Annotated in this window: 17 protein-coding genes; 2 read left to right on the top strand and 15 right to left on the bottom strand. The window is 42.6% G+C overall.

The genetic code is table 11. The annotated features are described in order from the left end of the window. Positions 1-350 precede the first annotated feature (350 nt). Positions 351-1,322: a TonB-dependent receptor gene (locus tag E3K36_04725; protein ID MCF6154553.1), complete on the top strand. Its 972-nt coding sequence runs from the start codon at positions 351-353 to the stop codon at positions 1,320-1,322. A 350-nt stretch (positions 1,323-1,672) separates the two neighbouring features. Then, complete coding sequence (locus E3K36_04730; GenBank protein ID MCF6154554.1) at positions 1,673-2,467, top strand: hypothetical protein; 795 nt, start codon at positions 1,673-1,675, stop codon at positions 2,465-2,467. A gap of 375 nt (positions 2,468-2,842) precedes the next feature. Here E3K36_04730 and E3K36_04735 read toward each other — a convergent pair whose 3' ends face one another. From E3K36_04735 to E3K36_04805, 15 genes are all read right to left on the bottom strand, one after another. Next, a complete protein-coding gene (locus E3K36_04735; protein MCF6154555.1) occupies positions 2,843-4,267 on the bottom strand; it encodes a hypothetical protein in 1,425 nt (474 codons plus the stop codon). A gap of 18 nt (positions 4,268-4,285) precedes the next feature. Further along, the gene (locus E3K36_04740; GenBank protein ID MCF6154556.1) at positions 4,286-5,248 is read right to left on the bottom strand and encodes a tetratricopeptide repeat protein; all 963 of its coding nucleotides are present in this window, start codon (positions 5,246-5,248) and stop codon (positions 4,286-4,288) included. 416 nt (positions 5,249-5,664) lie between these two features. Continuing rightward, positions 5,665-7,623, bottom strand: coding sequence for an ATP-binding cassette domain-containing protein (locus E3K36_04745; protein ID MCF6154557.1), 1,959 nt, complete (start codon positions 7,621-7,623; stop codon positions 5,665-5,667). After that, complete coding sequence (locus E3K36_04750; GenBank protein MCF6154558.1) at positions 7,620-8,384, bottom strand: class I SAM-dependent methyltransferase; 765 nt, start codon at positions 8,382-8,384, stop codon at positions 7,620-7,622. Before E3K36_04750 ends, E3K36_04745 begins: the two co-directional genes overlap by 4 nt. A 109-nt stretch (positions 8,385-8,493) precedes the next feature. Continuing rightward, positions 8,494-9,126 (bottom strand): XTP/dITP diphosphatase, encoded by a 633-nt coding sequence (locus E3K36_04755; protein ID MCF6154559.1) that lies wholly within the window; start codon positions 9,124-9,126, stop codon positions 8,494-8,496. A gap of 361 nt (positions 9,127-9,487) precedes the next feature. Continuing rightward, positions 9,488-10,210, bottom strand: a complete 723-nt coding sequence (locus tag E3K36_04760; protein MCF6154560.1) for a ribonuclease PH — start codon at positions 10,208-10,210, stop codon at positions 9,488-9,490. A gap of 4 nt (positions 10,211-10,214) precedes the next feature. Continuing rightward, a complete protein-coding gene (gene argF, locus E3K36_04765) occupies positions 10,215-11,138 on the bottom strand; it encodes an ornithine carbamoyltransferase (GenBank protein MCF6154561.1) in 924 nt (307 codons plus the stop codon). 18 nt (positions 11,139-11,156) lie between these two features. Further along, positions 11,157-12,338 carry an aspartate aminotransferase family protein gene (locus E3K36_04770; protein ID MCF6154562.1) on the bottom strand — a complete coding sequence of 394 codons (1,182 nt, stop codon included), beginning with the start codon at positions 12,336-12,338 and terminating at the stop codon, positions 11,157-11,159. Positions 12,339-12,444: 106 nt separating this feature from the next. Beyond that, positions 12,445-13,332: an acetylglutamate kinase gene (gene argB, locus E3K36_04775; protein ID MCF6154563.1), complete on the bottom strand. Its 888-nt coding sequence runs from the start codon at positions 13,330-13,332 to the stop codon at positions 12,445-12,447. A gap of 319 nt (positions 13,333-13,651) precedes the next feature. Further along, the gene (locus E3K36_04780) at positions 13,652-15,589 is read right to left on the bottom strand and encodes an FHA domain-containing protein (GenBank protein ID MCF6154564.1); all 1,938 of its coding nucleotides are present in this window, start codon (positions 15,587-15,589) and stop codon (positions 13,652-13,654) included. A gap of 32 nt (positions 15,590-15,621) precedes the next feature. Continuing rightward, positions 15,622-17,433: an RIP metalloprotease RseP gene (rseP, locus tag E3K36_04785; GenBank protein MCF6154565.1), complete on the bottom strand. Its 1,812-nt coding sequence runs from the start codon at positions 17,431-17,433 to the stop codon at positions 15,622-15,624. Beyond that, positions 17,421-18,563: a 1-deoxy-D-xylulose-5-phosphate reductoisomerase gene (locus E3K36_04790; GenBank protein MCF6154566.1), complete on the bottom strand. Its 1,143-nt coding sequence runs from the start codon at positions 18,561-18,563 to the stop codon at positions 17,421-17,423. Before E3K36_04790 ends, rseP begins: the two co-directional genes overlap by 13 nt. 3 nt (positions 18,564-18,566) lie before the next feature. After that, complete coding sequence (gene ispG, locus E3K36_04795) at positions 18,567-19,619, bottom strand: flavodoxin-dependent (E)-4-hydroxy-3-methylbut-2-enyl-diphosphate synthase (GenBank protein MCF6154567.1); 1,053 nt, start codon at positions 19,617-19,619, stop codon at positions 18,567-18,569. Between the two features lie 316 nt (positions 19,620-19,935). After that, on the bottom strand, positions 19,936-20,739 hold the full coding sequence (locus tag E3K36_04800) for a hypothetical protein (GenBank protein ID MCF6154568.1): 804 nt from the start codon (positions 20,737-20,739) through the stop codon (positions 19,936-19,938). Between the two features lie 30 nt (positions 20,740-20,769). Continuing rightward, the gene (locus tag E3K36_04805) at positions 20,770-24,219 is read right to left on the bottom strand and encodes a nitrate oxidoreductase subunit alpha (protein MCF6154569.1); all 3,450 of its coding nucleotides are present in this window, start codon (positions 24,217-24,219) and stop codon (positions 20,770-20,772) included. Between the last annotated feature and the right edge of the window lie 228 nt (positions 24,220-24,447).

Genomic DNA, 24,447 nt, shown 5'->3' on the forward strand with positions numbered 1-24,447 from the left:
CGGTGAAATTGCAAGGTAAATTTTGTAAAGAACGCTTGACATGTAACAGCAATTATGATAAGCATATCGGCGATTTCATGACTTCAGGTTAATATTACTACGACACTTGCGTGGTGAATTCATGATACATCCCCGGAAGTATAGAAGCTTTCTTCTGATTAAACTGCTCCAAAATAAAAAAGGTTCATGGCTTTTGCCTTTTCTGTCCCTCTGTATTTTCTGTAGTCGCATTCCTTTCGGTTCACCCGTAATTCACGCCGAAGGCACAAATACGTCATCAGCTTCCAGCGGGGAAAACGACCCGTCCCACCGGAACCACATCCAGCAATAAAGAAAAATACACAAGTGAAATGGAAGCCGCCTTTGAAGAGGAATTCGCAACAGAGGCCATTTGGTTTGGTTCGGGTGAAGAGATAACTATTGCCACAAGACACGAAATCCCCATCAGCAAGGCACCAAGCATTGTTACCGTAATTACGGCTGAAGAGATTAAGAATTCAGGATACCGCACCTTTGTGGAAATTTTAAGGACAGTACCGGGATTTGAAATTTTAAAAACGGGAGACTTTGGAGTTGTAATCCCCGTGGTACGGGGTCTTACAAGCACATTTGGAAATAAGGGGGCATTTTTGAAAAAAGCCTCTTTAAAACTCCTTTACGGAGAGGCATTTCGAGCACCTACTTTCAATGAAATGTTCACCCGTGGACAAACTGCCCTGCAGGGAAATGAAGACCTTGACCCTGAAACTATCAGGACATATGAGATTGGACTGAGTTATCAGTTCAACAAATATATTACATCCTCTGTAAATTATTTTTACAACGACATTGAGGGTCTTATTGTCCTTCGCCTATCAGAATCAAACCCAAACACTCAAAGGTTCGAAAATTTTGGAGACGCCCGTGTCCAAGGCATTGAAATGGAAACCAGGGTAGAAATCATGAAGGATAATTACATCTTTATGAATTATACCTTCCAGAATCCTGAAGATAATCGTGGCAATGACCTGCCATCCACTGCACAACACTATTGCAACTTCGGTGTAAATGCGCATTACTGGAAGTATATCAATACCAACATAAGCACCTTTGTGAGCGGGAAACGTTCCAGGGAAGCAGGCGATCCCAGAGAAGACCTGCCTGCTTATGCACTGGTCAATCTTTCTGTTATCGGAAAAGAATTCTTTAAAACCATGGAGGTGCAGGGGACGGTATTCAACTTGCTCGACAAAGACTATAGTGACCCAGGACCTGTTTCCATACCAGATGATCTTCCCAGGCCGGGAAGGACGTTTTTTGTTGGATTGAGTCACCAATTTTAGTTTCTGCTTGTGTCTCGTATCTCAACAAGTGTCCGGTTTCTTGATACTGACGGTTGATTTAAGCAACACTCTCAAAAGTAGGTATGCAAGCAGAAACAATCTTAAGTTTCATCACGTTTCACCGATATTATTGAAAGGGCATTTGAATTCTTCAGCGGTTTTATACCCTGATTTGACAACAGAAGTAATATCTCGTAAAATAGTTTAGTGTTTATAGTAAGCACTAAACAGTAGTTATCTGAAGCCGTCTTTGGTTGTGTGCGTGTAAACAAGGATGTTTTGGCGTAACCAAAGCAGGTTTTGTAGAGAAACTAATTTTAGTTAACTCTATAAACATGGAGGATAATATTATGAGATCTTTATTTGCAATCATAATCACTGTAATTTTGTCAAGTTTATGCTATGGAAAAGCATTTGCTGATGTTTCGTATGCTGACCTGTTTCTGGCCGGAAGGGGTTATAAACCGGTTAAAGATATCTGGACAGAAAAGCCGATTGTGGCTTGTGCTCCAGATGGAAACAGCATTCCTGATAACCCACTGTATAAAGAATGGTGTATCAACACCTTCAATAACGGTGAACAGATCTACGAAGCATATAAAGAAATAGCCTTTGGTATTGACTACCGGGCCGAACCGCCAAAGACAGATGACTGGCAGACACCAATAGAAACACGTCAAAGGAAAAAGGGCGATTGTGAAGATTCTGTCTTTCTGTTCTTTTCTCAGCTTTCCGGGCTCGATATCGACGGAGATATCGTATGGGGCTGGGTGGTAGACAAGGACACTTCGATTGCCTTTGCCCATGTATGGTATCAACTGTTTGATAAGCGTGGCAGGGCATATGTCGTGGAAGGTTTTTCAAAGGAATGGAATGGGATTATCCCTGAAGGGATGGTTGCCGGGACGGAAGAACGCATGCCAACCCTGATGTTACGGCATAACCGGGTAAATCGCCTAATAGATGAAGCAATTCCAACCTTCGCAGAATCTTTTGAGGATGGGCAATTCCCCTGGGGTATTTACCTTAATAATACCACCCTTATTAAGGAAATCTTCCAGAAACTCCAGGATATGTTTACCCGTTACAGCGGACAGATGCATCAGTTAACTGCAAGTGTACAACCATCGGCTTTCCACAATTAGATCACCGGTAAAATTTTTGACATTTTAGGGTGGAATGAAGTATAAAAATCCCCCTTAGAAAAAGGGACAAAGGGGGTTGTTAATAATTTCAAGGCTGGTTCAATCTTGCAGATTGAACCATATCTTTGAACGGTACCCTTAAGTCTAAACTCGTGCTGTGAAATGGAATCATGCCAAATGTTTCGGTTCAATCGAGGACGATTGAACCAGCAAAAAAATCAGGATATGGTTAATAGTTAGAGGTTTTTTGAGTATAATATGATTACATGATGTCTTCTATGGCCGTTATCATGTAACGGCAAAAACTTTTCTCCCATATCAACCATCCAGCCATCTAACCGTTCAGCCATATATTTTTGCCAAAACAGCATCTTATTATTCTCCCAATGAGCCTTGCCCATTGATCTTTTGGGCGTAAATATCCCAATAACTTTTATCTTTGTGACGGCCATCCTGCCATGCAATGATTGCCCCACCCGTCCCATCATTCACCAGTACAGGAAAACATTGGGTATCTGGTGCTGTACAGACAGCAACACCATTGTTGCTCCACTTCAAAACTCCCTTTGGATCAATCCTCTGGGCATACAAATCAAACGTAGCATCACGGTTATCGTCCCATGCCAGCAGTGCACCACCTGATCCATCACCCGTGATGTACACATAGTTTTGAATACCCGATTCAACACATACGGCCATACCATCTTTTCCCCATAAGGCATTACCTGTAAGTTCGATGCGTTGCGTATAGATATTGAACTCACCGCTACGCATATCCCACCAGGCAAGAATGACACCACCTGCCCCGTCGCCGGTAATTGTAGGATAGTTTTGATTACCCGATGCGGTACATACGGGAATGCCATTGTCCAGCCAGTGCACAACACCATTCCCATCCACCTGCTGGGCAAAGACGTCGTTGTTGCCGTTACGGGTATCGACCCATGCCACGATCACCCCTTCTGCACCGTTCTCAACAACGACCTGAAAACTTTCGTGTCCTAACGCAGTACACACTGCTACTCCAGTTTTTTCCCATAATACGTTACCACCGCCATCAATTCGCTGTGCATAGATATCAGCATAACTTCTCCGAAAATCTTGCCATACAACAATAACACCTCCCGTACCGTCTTCCGCTGCTATTGGTGCACTTTGTGCACCCGAAGTTCCGCAAACAAGCACCCCATTTTTTGCCCATAGCATTTCCCCATTTTGGTTAATACGCTGGGCATAGAGGTCTGCATAATTGGTCCGAAAATCCTGCCAGATAATAATCGCCCCCCCTGTACCATCAGTTGCGATGCATGGGCTATTCTGCGCGTTAACCTCGGTACATATGGGTACGCCGTTAATTGTCCATTGAGGGTTTCCATCTGCATCAATACGTTGGGCATAAATATCACAGTTGCCAATGCCACTTCGCATATCCTGCCAGGTAATAATCGCCCCTCCCGAACCGTCACTGATAACCTTTGGTCGATTTTGATTTTCAGCCGCAACGCAAATGGGAATGCCATCCTTTGTCCAAAGGACATTCCCATGGGCATCAATCCTCTGGGCGTAGATATCAAAGTGACTTTCCCGTGCATCTTCCCACGCAATAATGGCACCACCAGCACCGTCAGTAATTATTTGTAATGAACTTTGCTGGCCAGGTGCCGTACAGACAGCCGTATTCTCGCGTGAATGAAAGGACCAGGCAGCCAGGGAAAGTTGCTGAAGGTTTGCCAGAACAAAAAACACTAACACAGTATAACCGGGTATCGCTTGAAATATTTTCTTTAAGGTGGTTTTCATGATATATTTTTCAAATAATTATTTTTTTATCCCTGCATACAAAAAGGGGTCTAACTCCATGGCTTTGTTGTAAGTCCTCATAGATTCGTCATATTTTCCTAAATTATAAAGGGTATTCGCTTTGTTATGCCATGCTCGTGCACTCTTCGGGCTGATTTCGATAGCCTTATCAAAGGCCTTAAGTGCATCGTCATACATACCCAGCTTGTTCAAAATAATTCCCATATTATTCCAAGCCCATCCCCTGTTGGGGTTTATCTGAACCGCATTGCTGAAGAGTTTAAGGGCATTGTTGTATTGCTCGAACAGAATTAATACATAGCCTTTCCCAAGCCATGCCAAATCCTCTTTTGGATTGATTTCGATGGCCTTTTCAAATGCCTGCAATGCGTCATGGTTTCTCCCTAACGCAATCAGAACAACGCCTTTGTTATACCAGCCAGTAGAAAGCGTTGGGTCCGAAGCAAGGGCATTATTGTATAATTTCAAGGCTTCTTCAAAATTACCTTTCTTATAGAAAGCGATCCCCTTATTCACCCGGGTGGCATTATGGCCTGGATTGATGCTGAGCGCCTTGTCATAGGCTTGAACAGCCATATCATACTTCCCCAGACAATATAACGCATTTCCCAGACCCTCCCATGCCTCGAAATATTTGGGATAACTTGCGATGGACTTATTATATGCACTGACGGCTCGTTCGTACTTGCCTCGTTTATAGTTCGATTGTCCGTTTTTGATCCACTTCCTCGCGCTGCGTTTTTTGGACGAGGTTTTATAGATATTTCCTTTCATAGTAACAGCCCATGCAACATGGCAGGGAAAGCAGACTGAAACAACCAGGAAGAGTAATAGTACTTTACAAATATGCCTCTGCACTAATCCTGTAAATATAAAAGACGATGTATTGAATTTATGACTCATACCCTTAAGATGAACACAAGAGCTGGGACCGAAATTTAATATAACCATAAAAAACATTTCGAAATCTTATAAAAATCACCCGGCAAAATCAAATTAATTATCATGAGCAAACCCAACAGAGATTCAGAAGTAAAATTTTTTCAAGGTTTTTTTAACCCCACCCCATATTTACGCAAATTTTCTCCAATATTAAACAACCTGTTTTTGTATCACAGCAGTTGAGAAAAAATAAATCCCCAATTCTTTGATAATTCACAAAAACAAGACTTTGAGAAGGCGAGTGCGGTATGCAAGAAACTTATGAAAGGATTGAAGATGTCTCAAGGTATGGGTTTTACAGTAAAAACATGGATTTCTTAAAGAAGTAGGGTGTGCCTGAACAAAGTCTATACATCAGCAAATCAGGTTATTAAAAAAGATGCAATCCGGAAAATAATGTGTCGCAACATTATTTCGATTCGTTTTTTAAAAAATCAATTGATGCTTTCATTATCGCTTACAGATTCTAATTCCGTGTGGACTATCTCCCATCTGCTATAAAGGGCGTCCAATTCCTGAATAATAGCTTTGTGCTGCTTGTTGATTTCGACAGACTTTTCTTTGTTACTATAAAGTGTAGGATCTGAAAAAATATGGTCCAGATCCTTCTTTTGTGTTTCCAATAAGGCAATCTTTGCCTCAATATTTTGAACTTCTTTTGCGAGTTTCCGTTTCCTGGCATTGTGCTCTTTTTTCAGCAGGTACTGCAGTTTTTGTGAACCGTTTTCTTCCGCTTTCGATGGAGATGATACCTTTGCCTTGACTTCCCCAGTTTCTTTCTGTAAATCAGACGTTTTCTTTTCAAGAAAATCTTTAAAACTTCCCAGGTAGGCGTGGATATTGCCATTTCTCAGTTCATAAACTTTGGAGACCAGACCATCCAGAAAATCTCTATCATGAGATACAATTAACAAGCTTCCTGTATATTCCAACAGGGCATTCTTGAGAATCCTCTTCGTGGTAATATCTATATGGTTTGTGGGCTCGTCAAGGATTAAAAAATTCGTGGGTTTTAGGAGCATCTTGGCAAGGGATAGACGAGACTTTTCGCCACCGCTCAGGACACTGACGGTCTTAAAAACATCATCGCCGGAAAACAGGAAGGCCCCTAATATGTGTCTGACCTGAGGAATCATGGAAAATGGAGCGACCGATTCGACTTCCTGCAGCAACGTATTGCCACTATTTAATTTCTCAGCATGCTCCTGGGCAAAATAATCAAAGAGGACATTATGCCCTATCTTGATAGTACCTGAATGAGGCTGCTCCAGACCGGCAATGATGCGCGATAACGTGGACTTTCCCGATCCATTTTGTCCTACGAGTGCCACTCTTTCTCCCCGCTCTATCGAAAGGCAAATATCGTGAAAGATCAACCGTCCGCCGTATTCATGCGAAACATCTTTTACATCCAGCACGGTAACGCCGCTTTGTTTTGATGTGCGGAATTTAAATTTTACCTGTTCTGTGGTATTTTCAGGCAATTCCTCCTTTTCCATCTTTTCGAGCATAAGGATTCGACTCTGCACCTGCGATGCCTTCGTATTCTTTGCCCGAAATCGTTCTATAAAGCGTTCCACTTCTTTAATTTTTTTCTGCTGGTTGACGTAGCGTGCCGTTTGCATTTCTGCCCGCTTTTCTTTTTCGGCCTCATAAAAGGAATAATTGCCATGGTATTCATAAATCTTTCCCTTTTCCAGTTCCCAGACCTTGGTAATGTTCCGGTCGAGAAATGTCCGATCATGTGAGATGATAATCAATCCGCCTTTATACTCTTTGAGATACTCTTCCAACCAGAGTATTGAATCAATATCCAGATGATTTGTTGGCTCGTCTAAGAGGAGGAGATTGGGTTCCTGGAGCAACAACCTGGAAAGAGCCACCCGCATTTGCCACCCACCGCTAAATGTACCTATGCTCTTTTCGAAATCTGATTCTTTAAATCCCATCCCTTTCAAAACCTTGCTTGTTTCTGCATTAACTTTAGCGCCGTTAATAACCTCCAACTGATGTTGCAGGTGCGCATACTGATCCAGGAGCAATTGATGGTCCTCGCCTCGTATGGAGGGATCGTCCAACCGGGTGTGAATCGTATCAATCTGACTTCTTAAGTGAAGAATGTCTTCAAATGCTGAACTGGCCTCTTCGAAGATGGTCTTTTTCTTGAAGACAAAGCCTTCCTGAGGAAGATAGCCGATATTTGTATCTTTTGCACAAACAAGATCGCCTGCACTGGGTTCAATAAACTTACAAATGAGCTTGAAGAGCGTTGATTTGCCTGTACCATTGGGACCGATCAAACCGATCCGGTCGTTTCTCCGTATGTGGAGAGAAATAGTATCGAAAATCGTCTTGCTACCGAAGGCCAGACTAACATCATTCAAACGAATCATTTTATCCCGCCGTACACCGCTTCCCGATATTCCTTCCAGAAACACTCGGCAGTACGGAATCCCGACTCTGCAAGGAGTTGAAGATCGTCCATAAGGAATAAAAGGTGGTCGCCATCTTTTTTCTCTTTCTCTGCCAATTCTGATGATATTTGGTCAAGGGTCTTCTCCTGGTGCCTGATCTTTCGTGTCCTCTCCTGTATCCCCTGATAATGCAAACGTCTGAATCTGGCCTCAAGCACGGCATCAGCAGTCTTAAAAACATCACAATTTACAAACCATCCGTACGGTTTCAATATTGAGTGAATATAATGAAAAAGCCTGAGCTTTTCTTCTCTATACAAATGGTGGATGGCAAACGAAGAGACTACTGCATCCAAACCAGAAATAGTATTTATTTTATCAGGTACTTCCTGGAAAGTAGAGATTTGAAATGTAACTTGTCCGAGGCGGTCTTTGAGCCTTAATTTAGCTTTGTCTATCATGCGTTCGGCAGCATCCACAGCTACAATCTTTGCATGAGGAAACGTTTCTATGATCTTCTGTGAGAGATAGCCGGTGCCAACACCCAGGTCTAATATGCTTAATTTTTCTGCCCTATCAAATGGTAATACCTCGCACACAATGGATGCCATTTTGAAGCGGTTCGGATGCCAGACATCCATGTCGATGTCATAGGTTGCAGCAGTATCCGTATTATTAAAGGCATAGACTGTCTCTCTCAGAGCATTTTTTTTCATCATATCTTCCATTGCACCGCTCATGTGGTACCCTTAACATTTAATCAGGCTGCCTTCGGCAGCATTTTCCACTTTCGCTGCTGATTCCCGATCTTCGAAACGGGAAACGAGTTGAACTGTGATAAAAAAACAACTAAATCCTTTGAATTAAGAGTCGTATTCGTTCCTTGAATTGTTTCAGGGCACTAGCACGATGGCTAATCCTGTTCTTGATTGAAGGTGTTAGTTCTGCAAAGGTTTGATGATAATCGGGCACAAAAAAGATAGGATCGTATCCAAAACCGCCTTTTCCCCTGGGCTCTTCGGTAATAAACCCTTCGCAACATCCTTCGACAATAAAAAACAATCCATGAGGACCAGCCAGGGCGATACTACAGACAAACCTGGCTGTGCGCCTTTCCTTCGGTACACCTTTTAGTTCTGACAATACCTTTTCTATATTTTTTTCATCAGTTGCATTCGGACCCGCATACCTGCATGAATAAATACCAGGACGTCCATTCAGGGCATAGATTTCAAGCCCCGAATCATCAGCCATTGCCCACGTATTGCAGACATTTGCCAGAATTGTCGCCTTTTTTATAGCATTTTCCTGATAGGTATTTCCGTCTTCTTCCACCTCTGGCAAAAAAGGAAAATCATCAGGACCCCGAAGCAGTATCCCTGGCATATCCGTAAGGATTTCTTTTATTTCTGCTCTCTTTTTTTCATTTTGTGTCGCCACCAAAATGGTCTTTGCATGTGTTGTATTAACAAACGAAGTCATAACTATTCTCCTCTTGTTTTTGATTTTTGTAATTTATCATTTGATATTGTATGGAGGTAGTCATCCAATCATCACCAAGATTTTTTTCCACAACTTTCGTTACCCATGCGCCAGAAGCATTCGTGGTGTACTTTAGGAAAACTTTAAAATCTGATTGATCTATAATTTTGGTTTTTCGGATTAAATGAGGTATTCGGCAGTTTTTTCAAAGTAGTGCGAACTTCAGTTCGCATGGGATGTAAGCGAACTGAAGTTCGCACTACAACCGCAACTTTTGAATTCCTGTACATCAAGCCTAAAATATCTCAACATATCCTTTAACCCTCGAAAAAATTAGCTTTGCTTATTATCTGTGCATCTGTCAATCTATGATTTCTAATACCTTTTTTTGAATTTCGGTAATCTCACGAATGCCTTTTTTTGCCATTTTCAACATCTCCGCTAATTGTTCGTCATCAAAAGTATATTCTTCCCCAGTACCTTGCAGTTCAATAAATTTACCATCCCCGGTCATTACTATATTCATGTCTACCTGTGCTGCCGCATCTTCAGCGTAGCAGAGGTCTAGCAGAACAACACCATTCACAATCCCGACGCTTACGGCTGCAATACTATTGAGGACAGGGTCTTCTTTGATCAGGTCCTTACTCTTGAGCCATCGAACAGCATCCATCAATGCCACATAACTACCTGTAATGGCAGCAGTGCGTGTACCCCCATCCGCCTGGATAACATCACAGTCAATCCAGATAGTCCGCTCCTTCAACAAGGCAAGATCAATAATGGAACGTAATGAACGGCCAATGAGCCTCTGTATTTCATGGGTTCTACCCGTTACTTTTCCCCTCGTGGATTCCCTTGGCGCCCTGATAGGGGTAGAACTCGGAAGGAGAGAATATTCTGCAGTAATCCAGCCTTCTCCAGTATTTTTGATATGAGGAGGAACACTTTCTTCTACCGAAGCCGTACAAATGACCTTGGTATTGCCGGTCTCAATAAGCACAGAGCCCGGGGCATATCTGGTAAAATGCCTCGTAATGATTAAGGGACGTAACTCATCGTGTGCTCGATCATCGGCTCTCATAGTTTTATTTTCGTAATAAAAGTTTCAAAAGTGCTTTTTCTACATGGAGTCTATTTTCAGCCTGATCATAGACGACAGAATGCGGACCATCAATAACCTCATCCGTGATTTCTTCTCCGCGATGAGCCGGGAGGCAGTGCATTACCTTTACATCATCCTTTGCTAATCTCAAAATATCGTTATTGATTTGAAAACCTGCGAAAGCTTGTTGGCGCGCCTCTTTTTCTGCCTCCTGTCCCATGCTGACCCATGTGTCTGTATAAATAACCTGCGCATTTTCAGCTGCTTCTTTTGGGTCTTGATACAAATGTATTATATCATTTCCGTCTGCCATTTGTTTCGTTCTGGAAACAAAATCCGGTGTGAGTTCATATCCTTTTGGTGAGGCAATATGGAAATGGATGCCTAGTTTTGCACAGATTTGAGCCAAAGACCGTGCAACATTATTCCCATCCCCTATAAAGACTATTTTTACCTGCGTATAAGTGCCAAATTTTTCCTTGACGGTATACACATCAGTGAGCGCCTGACAAGGATGAAGATAATCTGACAAGGCATTGATAACCGGCACAGTCGCATACCGAGCCAGCTCATGAATAGTCTCCTGGTCAAATGTACGGATTGCTATCCCGTCTACATAGCGTGATAGCACCCTGGCCCCATCTTTTACCGCCTCCCTTTTGCCAAGGTTTATATCACTTTGGGTCAGGTAGATGGCATGACCGCCCATTTGTATCATTGCCACTTCGAAAGAAACGCGTGTGCGCATAGAACTCTTCTCGAAAATCATCCCCAGAATTTTCCCATTCAGACACTTCTCATCATATCCCTTATTATGCCATTCCTTGAGTTCCTTTGTAGCATGAAATATTTCCTCAATATCAGCTTTAGAAAGATCTGCAATTGAAAGTAAATCTTTGCATTTCATAGGCATTCTCTCACAAATTTAAGGTTTAGAAAGGATAGATCCTAAAATGTTCAGCCCCTCATCGATATGCTCTTTCTTAACATTAAGAGGGGGCATAAACCGAATGACTGTATCATGAGTACAATTGAGGAAGAGGCCTGCCTTGATGCAATTCTTGATGATTTCTGCCCCATTTACATTGAGTTCAATCCCAATCATGAGACCAACGCCACGCACCTCTTTTATAATTTGATGTGTTTTTTGGAGTAATTTTAATTGCTCTATGGAATAACTACCCATTTTTTTAACATTATCGAGCAGCCCTTCTTTTTCAATCGTTTCAAACACGGCAACCCCCGCTGCACACGCCAAAGGATTTCCACCAAAAGTAGAGGCATGGCTTCCGGGAACAAGGCTCTTTGCAATTTCCTTTTTTGCCGTCATGGCACCAATGGCCACACCACCCCCAAGGGCCTTTGCCAATGTCATAATATCAGGTTCTATATCATAGTGCTGATAAGCAAAATATTTTCCAGACCTCCCCATGCCACATTGGACCTCGTCAAGGATCATCAATAATCCTTTCTCATCACACAGCATTCTTATTCCTTGCATGAATTCTTTAGAGGCAATATTAATACCGCCTTCACCTTGAATAGGTTCGAGCATGATGGCACAAGTTTTATCATCTACCGATTTTTTTAACGCTTCAAGATCATTAAATGGAACATAGGAAAATCCTTCAACGAGCGGTGCGAATCCCTTGTGATATTTTGGTTGTGCAGTTGCAGTAACCGTGGCAATTGTCCGGCCATGAAACGAGTTGGAAAAAGTAATTATCTTATATTTTCCAGTGTTTGAGTTATGGATACGGGCAAGTTTGATCGCTGCTTCATTGGCTTCAGCGCCACTATTGCAAAAAAAACACTGCCCGCCAAATGATTTTTCAGAGATATGTTTCGCAAGCAATCCTTGTGGTTCTGTAAAATAAATATTCGGTGCGTGCTGGAGTTTTGCGGCCTGGTTTTGGATAGCAACAACAACATTGGGATGGCAGTGCCCCAGCAGGCTTACCGCCCAGCCTGAAAAGAGATCAAGGTATCGCTTACCCTCAGCATCCCACACATCTACACCACTGCCTTTGACCAGGAGAATAGGATTCCGAATATAATTGGGAATAACATAGCGATCATAAAACTCTTTAATCTCTTTCGTATTCATGCTTTTTGTTCCTTGATTCTGCTTAAAAATGAAAAAAGGGATTGAAATAGCAAACTGATTTCAATCCCTGAATTATACAATATTCATTACTAGATACAACAATCTTCTAAACGATAATCTGCGTTCCCACGCCTTTATCAGTAAAAATTTCCAATAAAAGTGCGTGGGGGATCAAGCCATTAATGATATGTGCCTTTTTCACCCCGGCTTTAACCGCGCTGATACATGCTAACGCCTTAGGAAGCATACCACCACTGATTATCTTTTTAGCGATGAGCGCATGAACCTCATCTTCATGCAAAGTAGAGGCAAAAGATGTTTCATCGTTTGGTTTCATCATGATGCCGTGCATGTTTGAAAGAAAAACGAGTTTCTCTGCGCCAAGAGACTTGGCAATAAAGGCCGCAACATTATCTGCATTGACATTGTAAATATCTCCATTCGTACCTTTTGCAATGGGTGGCACAATAGGGATTGTACAGGAAGTACACAATTTCAAAAACCTATCACGATCAATAGAAGTAACTTTACCTACAAAACCAATGTCTAATTTTTTCAACTCGCCATGATCTGTTTTTGTTTCAACATAGTATTTTTCTGCCTTTAATGGACAGTATCCATTTTCCCAGATACAGGCAGCTTCATTACCCAACTCAGAAATCTTCCGTACTATGGAAGCGCTAATCTGATTTATCAGGACATCTTTTGCTATCTCCAGGGTCTCACGATCTGTAATTCTATGCCCCTCCACAAATCTCGGATTCAAACCCCTTCGTGTCATTTCCTGACTAATATGAGGACCGCCGCCATGCACCAGGATGGGTAAAATGCCCACTGTCTTCATAAAGACAATATCCTGAAGTACGTTTGTTAACACTTCATCGTTCGACATTGCCCCTCCGCCAAACTTGATTACAACCACCTTATTTTTGAATGATCGTATATAAGGAAGGGCTTCTACAAGTACACTCGCCTTACGTATGGCATTTTCCATGAACTGATATACCAACTCTATTCCCAAAAAGTACGATGACAATAAAAGAAGTCAAAATTATAACAAAAGAGGCTTTTGTGTCAAGGGTAAACATAGGGTTTTAATAATTTATGCATGATACAAGTACCATTAGGTGTTTATAAACATACGGACAAAAATCAGGAGGAAATAAGTGAAGTTTTTGGCGTGGGGCTACTTACTCTACTATCAGCCAACAAAAGAACGTAAATCTTCTGTTTATGGTCAATATCGGGATTTGCAATAAATTATAGTGTTTATATAGTGTCCAAAATCAATTGGGAGATTTTATGTCGCTGAATTATTGCAAGATCTTATAGGCTTCTATCTTTTCGTATAAAACCTTCCTACTGATTCCAAGCAGTTCGGCGGCCCTGGACTTATTACCTTCTGTTGATTTTAGTGCATCCATAATCATCTCGATTTCTAATTGTTTTTGAGCCTCATAAAGAGTTCCTGCGGATTTATATTTTTGCAGCCGTACGGCTGATTTATTACAAACCTCTTGCGGTAGCATCTCCACGCCAATTACACTATCATCCGGAGCAAAGGTAACAATCCTTTCAATAACATTTCTTAACTCCCGTATGTTGCCGGGCCATGTATAATTTGAAAGAAATGTCAGCGCCTCAGGAGTAAAACCTTTGACACGCTTACCTACATCAGCACAGCTCAATGCCAAAAAATGTGCTATAAGTAAAGAAATATCTTCCTTGCGCTCTCGCAATGGCGGGATGTGAATAGGCACAACATTCAATCTGTAAAACAGGTCTTCCCGGAATTCCCCCTTACTCATAGCAGCTTTCAAATCTTTATTGGTCGCAGCAAGGATACGCACATCGACCTTAATTACCCTGGTTCCTCCTATTCGCTGTAGTTCTTTTTCCTGCAAAATGCGCAGAAGCTTCGCCTGGGTCTGGAGTTGCATTTCCCCAATTTCGTCAAGAAAGATCGTCCCTTTGTTAGCCACTTCGAAGTGTCCCTGCTTGGTTTCCAGCGCACCGGTGAATGCCCCTTTTTCAAAACCAAAGAGTTCACTTTCGAGCAGATCTCTCGGAATCGCAGCACAATTTAAGACTACAAAGGGCTGGCCTGATCTCGGGCTGTTGTAATGAATGGCCTTGGCAATCAATTCTTTTCCTGTGCCACTTTCTCCCGTAATAAGAATATTGTAAGGGGTACTACTAACTTTTTTCACCAATTCTAATGTTTCTTTGATTTTTACACTGGTACCAACGATATCGCTGAAAGAGGAGTGAATCTTTTGTTGTTTTTTGAGGTTTTTATTTTCAAATTCGGCACGTTCCTTCGCCTTTTTGAGATCGTCAAGAAGTTCAGCATTATAAATTAATAGTGCCACCTGAGATGCAATGCCGGTAAAAAGATCCAGGTCTGCCTTGGAAAACTCGTAGTTTTTGCTCTTGCTTTCTATTTGTAATATACCTAATGTTCTTTGAGGGCAGAGAAGGGGAGCACACAGGATGGAATTAGCACCAATTATCTTTATACTCATACTGACCCTGGAATCCATTTGTGTATCCATAATAAGCAACGATTTTCGCTCTGTGATGGCACGCCGGGCAAGCGTTTGGCTCAGAAGATTCTCTTCCTCTGCCAGCGCAGGGTCTTTTGTTTGAATCGTTCGAATTGTCAAAGTGGCCTCCCCATGGTCTTGTAAAGCAACAAAGCATCGTCCGGCATGGGGAAATACGGTAAAAAGAATCTGTATAATCTCTTTCAGCAACACATCAAGATCAAAAATATTATCGCTAGCCCTTGCAATTTTCTGAAAGACTTTTAAGTTTTTTTGTAATCTCTCAAATTCCTCTTTGCCAGCAGTCTCAAGGTAAGTTTTCTCATCAATGGTTCCAACTGGCAACTGATCTTTTGTAGCAACAATAAGCTGTGTGTACTCATTGTGTGAGTATTCTGCGGGACATGAATGTGTTGACTCGGTATCCCTGAAGATTAATGTATGCGGGCCGATACAGATCTTGCATCCATCTGTTAATGGACGGGGAGTAGTGATGCGTTCACCATCCAGAAAGACCCCATTTCGGCTGCATAAATCCTCAATAAGATACCCTTCGTTCGATTTGCTGATCCTTGCATGGTGCCGTGAAACTATGAGGTCTTCAAGTTGGATATCGGTAGTGGATGCCCGACCAATAATGGCAATATCTTTTAGCAAGTAACTTCTGTTCTGCCCTGGAGTGGTAATATCAATTAGTTCAGCCATACAAAATAAAGGACAGATTTTGAGATTGTTTTCTAAAGCGTCAGCAACCGCATGATGTCGTTACGTGTGGCATAAATGACCAATGTGATAATAAGACCAAAACCTATATACTGGGCTATGGAGAGTGTCCTTTGACTCACAGGAGAACCCTTGATCCGTTCAATAGCCAAAAACAACAAATGCCCTCCATCCAATACCGGGACGGGTAAAATATTCAAAAGTGCAAGCTGAAGGCTCAGAATACCCAAAAAATACACTAGTTTACCAAAACCCACCTTTGCCGATTCGTACGATGCCTGGGCAATAAGGATAAATCCCCCTACATTTTTTGTCGAAAGTCTTTGGGAAAAGAATCCCTTTATCGTCAGATATAGTCTTTGCACATTAACAATAGCCTTTTTCGTGCCCACAACGCACGAACCAAGCAGGCCATATTGCTTTATTACCGTTTTTTCCCTGAATTTTACCCCGATACTACCAACTGCATTCTTTTCGTCCTTTTGGGCCTCGATGGTAGATACAAACCGCTCATCGCCGCGCATCCATTCAATTACCATCGGTTTCCCCTGGCTCATCATCACCATCTGCAGGAGGGCATTCCAGTCTTTTATCTCCTTCTCGTCAAGTGAAATAATCTTATCACCAGGTTTTAATCCAACCTTTTCTGCAGGAAACCCTTCAACAAGCGAATCCACCTTCAGTCCATAGAAAGGGGTAAGCCCACCCAAAAATTCTTCTTTCGCTTTTTCGTCCTCAAGCGGAACAGAAATGAGGGTTACCGTATCATTCCTTTTAACTGTAAAGATGCATGTTTTTTCCTCAGTATCAATAACCAGCTTCCTGATATCAGTAAAACCCGTCACAGGTTTTGAATTAACTTCTACAATCTCATCTCCTTTCAGGAAACCTGATTTGCTTGCAAGACTATTATGTTTTACACCATCCAGGATCGCGGTCGCGCAGGAGAGACCGAACATCCATCTGGCAGGCTTAAACGGAGTAACTTTAAGATCTAATTCTTTATTATCACGCAACACCGTAAGTACAATCTCTTTTCCGGGACTCACACCCTCGATCTCACGGAACTCATCCTCTGTGGAAATCCGCTTACCATTTACGGCAACTATAATGTCTTTAACCTGGATACCTGCATCTCTGGCCGGGGAGTAGTCATCTTCAAAGGCAAAAATCTTATCAATTTCCAGGCTGGTAGCCGGCATAATTCCTATGCGCTGGATACCATGCTCGGTATCGTACTTAGGCGTGACATTGACATCAAAAGTCTTATTATCTCGTTCTAATTTAAGATTTACGCCAGCAGACGGATTACTCAGGGCAACAATCGTAAAAAGATCTTCAAAATCAAGATCTTTGCTTCCATCAATCTCAACAATCTTGTCCCCCCGCTGAATTCCCGCATCCCAGGCTGGCCAACCCGGTGCGACCTGACCTACCTCAGGAGCAATAAAAGGCACACCGATCTGGAAGGCAACAATAAAGGCAATAAAGGCTAAAACAGCGTTTAATGCTACTCCCGCCACAAGCACAGAGGCACGTTGCCCTACGCTTTTGGAAGAAAACTCCCATGGGGAACCAGTCTTTTCTTCTTCCGGACCTTCACCAGCCAGCTTGACATAACCACCCAGCGGAAAGAGGGAAAGCCGATATTCAGTTTCTCCCCACTGCTTTTTCAATATTGCTGGCCCAAAACCCAGCGAAAATGCCAGTACCCGGACGCCTATCTTTTTGGCCATAAGGAAATGACCAAGTTCATGGATAAAGATAAGTAAACCGATACCGACAATTACAAGAATGACATTGGCTGATACATTTACATAAGGCATTTTTTTATCTCCTGTCTTGCCCAGACGTCTGCCGCAAGGATATCTTCCAGGCAAGGATTTTTAATAAAGTGGTGATTATTTATCACCTTTTCTACATATGACGTAATTTCTGTAAATCGAATTTGACCGTTCAGGAATGCTTGTACTGCCACCTCATTGGCAGCGTTGAGCGTAGCCCCCATCGTACCTCCTTCCCGGGCTGCCTGATAGCCCAGCCTCAGGGCAGGGAATTTTTCCATATCGGGTTTTTTGAATGTGAGGCTTCCTATGCTTGATAAATCCAACGTCCGAACACAAAGAGGACTTCTTTCCGGATATGTTAAGGCATATTGGATTGGAACCTTCATGTCCGGCATTCCCATCTGAGCAATAACAGATCCATCACAAAATTCAACCATAGAATGGATAATCGATTGTGGATGTATAACAACGTCTATTTGTTCAACCTTCAGATCAAACAGCCATCTGGCCTCAATAATTTCCAGCGCCTTATTCATCAGCGTGGCTGAATCTATGGTAATTTTTTGTCCCATCTGCCACGTAGGATGCTTGAGGGCCTGTGCAGGCTTTATATCCGAAAGTTTATCTTCAGGGTAGTCATGAAAAGGACCACCTGACGCGGTAATAATAACCCGCTTAACCTCAGCCGGCTTACCGGAATGAAGAGACTGAAATATTGCGCTATGTTCACTATCTACAGGTAATATCTGATCTTTTCTGGCCAGCGACATTACGATATGGCCAGCCATAACCAGCGATTCCTTATTGGCCAGAGCAAGGGTCTTTCCTTGCTCTATTGTCGCAATAGCAGCGGACAAGCCAACCGCCCCCACTACGGCTGAAACTACAATATCTACCTCGTGGTGTAAAACAATTTCCCTAAGACAATCGTTCCCGGTAAGTATTTTTAGTTGATTGTTCTGAAAGCGGTGTTTTAATTTTTCAACAAATTGACAATCATTTAAGGCAACATATCTAGGTTTGAATTCTTCGACCTGCTCAGCTAGCAATTCCCATCGTGAGTTTGAAGACAGACCGATCACTCGAAATTTATCCCTTAAATTTCGAGCTACTTCCAGGGTATTTTTACCAATAGAGCCTGTGGAACCAAGGATAACAATATTTTTCATTATCTACGCCATATGGGCAATTTCTTCTAAAAGTTCATCTACCATGCGGTCCTCCGGTATCTTTCGTACCTTTTCACCTTTCTTGAACAGAAATCCAAACCCCTTGCCACCTGCAATACCAATATCGACTTCCCGCGCCTCTCCCGGACCATTTACCACACACCCCATGATAGCAATTTGCAGGTGCTTTTTATCTCCTGGCAAACGTTGTCTAACCTGTTCTACAATGTGTACCAAATCGATTTCACACCGCCCACATGTAGGACAGGAAATGAGTTCTGCCCCCTTACGTTTGTAAAGACCGAGCGCTTCAAGGATATCATAACCAGCCTTGACCTCTAATTCGGAGGCACCCGTGTAAGAAACCCGCAGGGTATCGCCAATACCTTCGGAAAGCAAGCCTCCGATACCAATAGCAGACTTGATCGTCGCCAGGCTCGGCGGCCCCGCCGCTGTAACACCTAAATGTAACGGATAATCACACTGGGTTGCTATCGATCTATAAGCATCCAGAGTTGAAGGAACGTCTGATGCCTTAAGTGATAATACAATGTCCTGAAATCCCAGTGATTCAAAGTGCTCACAATATTTTAAGACGGTCTTTACCATCAGCGTGGTTAACTCTTCGTGTTCGTCTCCTTCGCCACGCACAGAACCGGAATTAACTCCGATGCGAATAGGAATACCGTTATCTTTAGCAGCAAGTACTACCTCTTCCAGCTTTTTCCTGTCCTTCATGTTCCCCGGATTGATTCGTATTTTATCGACCCCCTGGGCAATAGCCTCCAGAGCAAGGTGATGCCCAAAATGTATATCAGCCACAAGCGGAATACCTATCTGCCTCTTAATGGCGCCGAGACACCTGGCTGTAACAATCGTTGGCACTGCTACCCGAACTACATGACATCCAATCGCCTCAAGTTCTTTAATCTGCTGTACTGTTGCATCGATGTCCTCGGTATGGGTCTTTGTCATGGTCTGTACAGAAACGGGATTATCTCCCCCAATCAATACACCACCAACATGAACCACCCGTGTTTTACGTCGTTGAATCATAATTTCTGGAAATGGAGACTGCTGAATCAAAGGGATATCAGAAAGGGGCGCCGCAATTTCAATAGCTTCTATGAAAAACTCTGTATCGCTAAATATGTTAAAACACTAATTATATTAGTATATTGCAGATTTTGTCAAATGCAAATTTTGTTATCAAATCTCTTGTTAATTACTTCATCGTTTCCCTGGTGGTCTTGGCTTTTCCATACTTCCGTGTTTGACAAAAAAAATTCCAGTGAGATTTTGCAAGTCTCACTGGAATTTTAAAGGGTACACTATCTATTTAGTATAATACCATGAAATACGTAAAAGCCAGTTACCTTCTTCTTTTCAGCTCAAAATTTGCTGTAGTAGCTTTTCCCGGTTCTACCGTAACCTCCTGAGATACTTCCTTCAGTTTTTCATGCCATGTCTTTACCACATATTTCCCTAGTGGAACGCCCTCGATGGTGTAGTTTCCATCTTTATCCGTTACTGCAAAATAAGGATTCTCAAATGTAACAACATAACCAGCCATTTCTGCATGGACGTTGCAAAGAAGAGGGGTCTCACCTACAACATCAAAAAGCACCTCTTTTACGACACCTGTAGGATATGTGCCTAAATTAAACTGCAAGGCAGCGGTAGGAGGAGAAAATACGTTATGGCGTACTGCGTCACTATTGGGAAAATCCACGGTAGTACCTTTCTGCATAGCTACAACCCGGGGCACATATGTAAGGTTAAGCTGGTCAACAACTGCATGTTCCGCGGGAGGGTCAAACTTGTTGTCTCCAACCTTCTCTATAAATACAATAGCATCGGCATTATTTCTCATTTTCTGACAAGTTACAACACCGGTAATGGAACCTGCATTATCTACCTTCGGTAAACTTTTGACTGTCTTCTTTAGCTTTTGCTGTGCCTCTTCCAACTTCCTCTGCGCTTCGGCAGCTTCTTCTGCTGTCAATGCCTTCTTTTCCTCAGCTTGAGCCCACACAAATGAATTATACGAAAAAGCTATACACGAAACTGCAAAGATCCCGGAAATAAGATATCTTTTCATAAATCTTTTTTCTCCTCCTAACTTTAATTTAAAATTTCTAAAAATAAGTGAGCTAACAAATGTTTTTGCCTGCATCTGTTAGCTCACTTTTGTCTTACATACCTGTTAAGCTTTTTCTACTTTTACCAACTCGCCGTTTAGATACTTCTTCATGAAGTCGTTTTCGTTACCGGTTGTATACCCGGTCTTTGCAGGATCCCATAATCCCTTGCCACCAATACCGCCATCCTCTGCCTTGGTAATCTTTACTAAAGTCTCCTTGGGAACCGTATTGATCCCGTGGTTATCGGCCTCAAAACCGAACACAAACTTCATACCGATCTTGGCTTTATGGAACAGGCTATCAAGTTGGTGCATCGGCATCGACCAATCCCGCGTAAGACTCTGCTGAGAACCATAACGGAAGCTAGATTGATATCCGGTACCCGCTGATAATGCCCTGCCATCAGGCCTGGTTTCATGAGCCTTCACACTCCTTTCCGTAGCAATCCATGAAGAGTGTTTAATCATCGTTACCCCGTAAGGATAGGATGAATTATACTTAGCTCTCAGCATAAGCCTGGATACCTTATAGAACGGATCATTCGGCTTCCAGCCTTCGTATGGTCTATCGGCTGGGTTAGCATCCACGTAGACATAATCACCATCATTGATGCCCAAATCTTTCGCCGCCTGCGGGTTTATATTAATTTGATGCTCACCAACACCCGGCATCCTCTTGTCCATCCTATAGGGATCGCCAAAATTGTTATTCCAGATGAAGTTCCAGTCTGTTACCGCCCATTGTGAATGCACCGTATGTCTGGATTTCGGTGTTACACAAAAGAACTTATATCCTTTCTCCCACAGGAAGTTCTTTGTTTGTTTTGTCTCGGCCCATGATTTCTTGATATTCCTTACCGTTCTCTCATCCCAGTGCTCTGCGCTCTCCGGAACTCCATAATCATCGGGACGGATATATGGATTGGTGCTTACAATTACGTTTGGTAAGTACTGAGTTGCTTCAGGCCCTTCACGATGGACAATAAAATTCTCACCGTACTCAATAATCTCCGATTCATCATTGTAAGCCTGCAGTCTTCCCGTTGGTGTGTAGAATGGAAGACTTTCGTGTACCTGTTCCCAGAATGGCTGCCTTGGATAAGTCCTGTAATTTAACAATGCCACGCCGGGTTCTCCATATTTACCAGCTACGATATCATCAAAAGTATACCCCTTGCTGGTCGTACTACCATCAAGTAATCTATTGATATATATCTCTGGCCTGCCCTCCAAGGCAAATTTCCAGAAGTCCCTGAATCTCATATCCCTAAGCAATTCACCCAGCTTAGCCGCCATACCAGCAAGGATCATCACATCATCCTTGGAATCATTGACTGGCCTTATACCACCCTTCCATATTTGGAAGAACGGGTTTGAGCATGAACTGGTAATCTCGTGGGTCTCAAACTCCATCCAGGAATTAGCAGGGAATGCGAAGTCTGCATACTCGATGGAACCCGTCATTTCAATGTCGTTGGACATAATCTGCTCTATATTGGGATTTACATTCTTCAGCATCTGATATACATGCTTTGCGTTATTGACCAGGTTTACGTTGGTAAACCACATGATTTTTGTCGGAGTTGGCATGTGTGTCTTGCCTGTGAAACATTTACGTCCGTACTTAGGCGTATTTACAATCAATGGCCTGTCATTGTGATTCCAGTATGCAACTTCTTCATCGTAGGCACGACCTTTTACCTTTAAATCCATTGCAGGCGCGTCTGGATCAAGGTTTGGATTGAATACATCCTCAGCCACCCAGCCATAAAATCCAGGACCACACCATTTTGCAGACTGAAAATTACCAGCCTTGTAATTTCCTGCCCAGGTATGAGAGCCAGAGCCCACATAACCGACATTTCCAGTTAACATTAATGGTAAGTATGTCGACCTATTCATTAACGTTGCATGAAACCAGTGATTGATACCCTCACCGTAATGGATTGCTACTGGTTTTATGGTCGCAATATCGTGCGCCAACCTTACGATTAACTCTTTTGGAGAATTGGTCATTTCGACTACGCTGTCGATATCATAATCTTTAAGGTGTATCTTATACATCTCAAAGAGCGGCATGACCTCGACCTCTTTACCATCAACAGTTTTTACCTTAAAAGTACCATCGAGCACAGGATCAATTTTTTTAGCCACCAGTTTATCACCGACATCATCCCTGGTAATCGGTTTTGGACCATTCGTCTTTGCATCCCACACTACAAAGTCACCTATGATTTCTCTCTGGTCATCGTGTAAACCTTGAATTTTATAACTGGCGCCATGCGAAATATCTTCTAATTTGTAATCGGGAAATATATCCTTGGCCTGTAATCTTTTCAAGGTATCAGTCCTAACGAGCAAGGGGAAATCAGTAAACTTCTTTACATAATCTGCATCGTACAGCTTCTCGTCCATCAATATTTTCGTCAAGCCCAAGAAGAGTGCGGTATCGGTATTACATTTTATCGGTATCCAGTAATCAGCCTTTTGTGCAGATGGGCTATATTCGGGTGTAATAACAACGAGTTTTCCACCTCTTTCCATAACCTGGGTAAGCCAGTGTGCCTCAGGCATCTTATTTTCGATCAGGTTTTTTCCCGTTTGGATAACCAGCTTTGAAAACCGAATATCATTCATATCGACATCGGAGGCCTGCAAACCATGAGAAAAAGGATGACCAGGTGCCTGATCACCGTGCCATGTGTAGTTGGACCAGTTCCTTCCGCCCAATGCCTTATCCGGCCCTACTCCCCTATTATGACTGTCAACCAAGGCTAGGGTATTGTTAAACCGGTACATGCCATACTTCCCTATGACACCCAAAAGACCCATCCCACCACGACCCTTGAAGGTACGGGTGCCTGCACCCTTCATGGCATCCACCATCTCTTTCGGATAGCCTTGCTCTATGAGTTTCTTTGCACCTTCTTCTCCGCTGTACTTCTTGGTTATATGGATAATCCCCTTTGCCGCATATGTCCAGGCATCATCCCAAGATGCCTTTAATAGCTCATCCTGACCCCTGGCATCAAACATATACTTTGATTTATTTTCCGGGGTCAGTTCCGGAAATCCGTCATCAGCCCACTGTTTCCAACCTTTTCTGATAAGCGGATATCGTAATCTATATGGACCATAAACCCTACGATGGAACGTATATCCTTTTAAACACATCCTGGGGTTCCAGTTCCTAGTCGCCTTATTTCCGTAAAGGTCTGAGTAATTCTGATGGTCATAGTTCTGTTCAACCCTCATAACCACTTCATTTCTTACAAACGCCCTTACCCTACAGGCATGAGTGTCATTCGGCGAGCAAGTAAAGGTAAATGTCCGATCATACCTATACTGGTCGCGATATACACTTTCCCATGCACGGTCAGGATAGGCGTCCAATGGATTTCCTACCTCAACAGCGGGTTTTAAGAGCCTAAATGCCATTGCTTTATTGGCAAGGGTAAAGGTCGCTCCTGTTGCACCTGCCACCTGTAGGAAAGTCCTTCTTGTAAGCTTCATATTTCCTACTCCTTTCTCAATTTAAAAACCATTTATATAAAAAGTATTGCCTAATTATTATAAAATATTAACAAACAGTTTTCCTAACTTTGTAAGCCTCTATGCATTGTCCACACACGCCATCTTCCGGTTCCCATCCGGGAAAATCCTTTTTTATTGCATTCACAAGATAAGCATCTTGTTCAATATTTTCTACCCAATGATACGTGCGAAATTGGCATAAGGGAC

The organism is Candidatus Brocadia sp., from assembly GCA_021646415.1.
Taxonomy (GTDB): Bacteria; Planctomycetota; Brocadiia; order Brocadiales; family Brocadiaceae; genus Brocadia.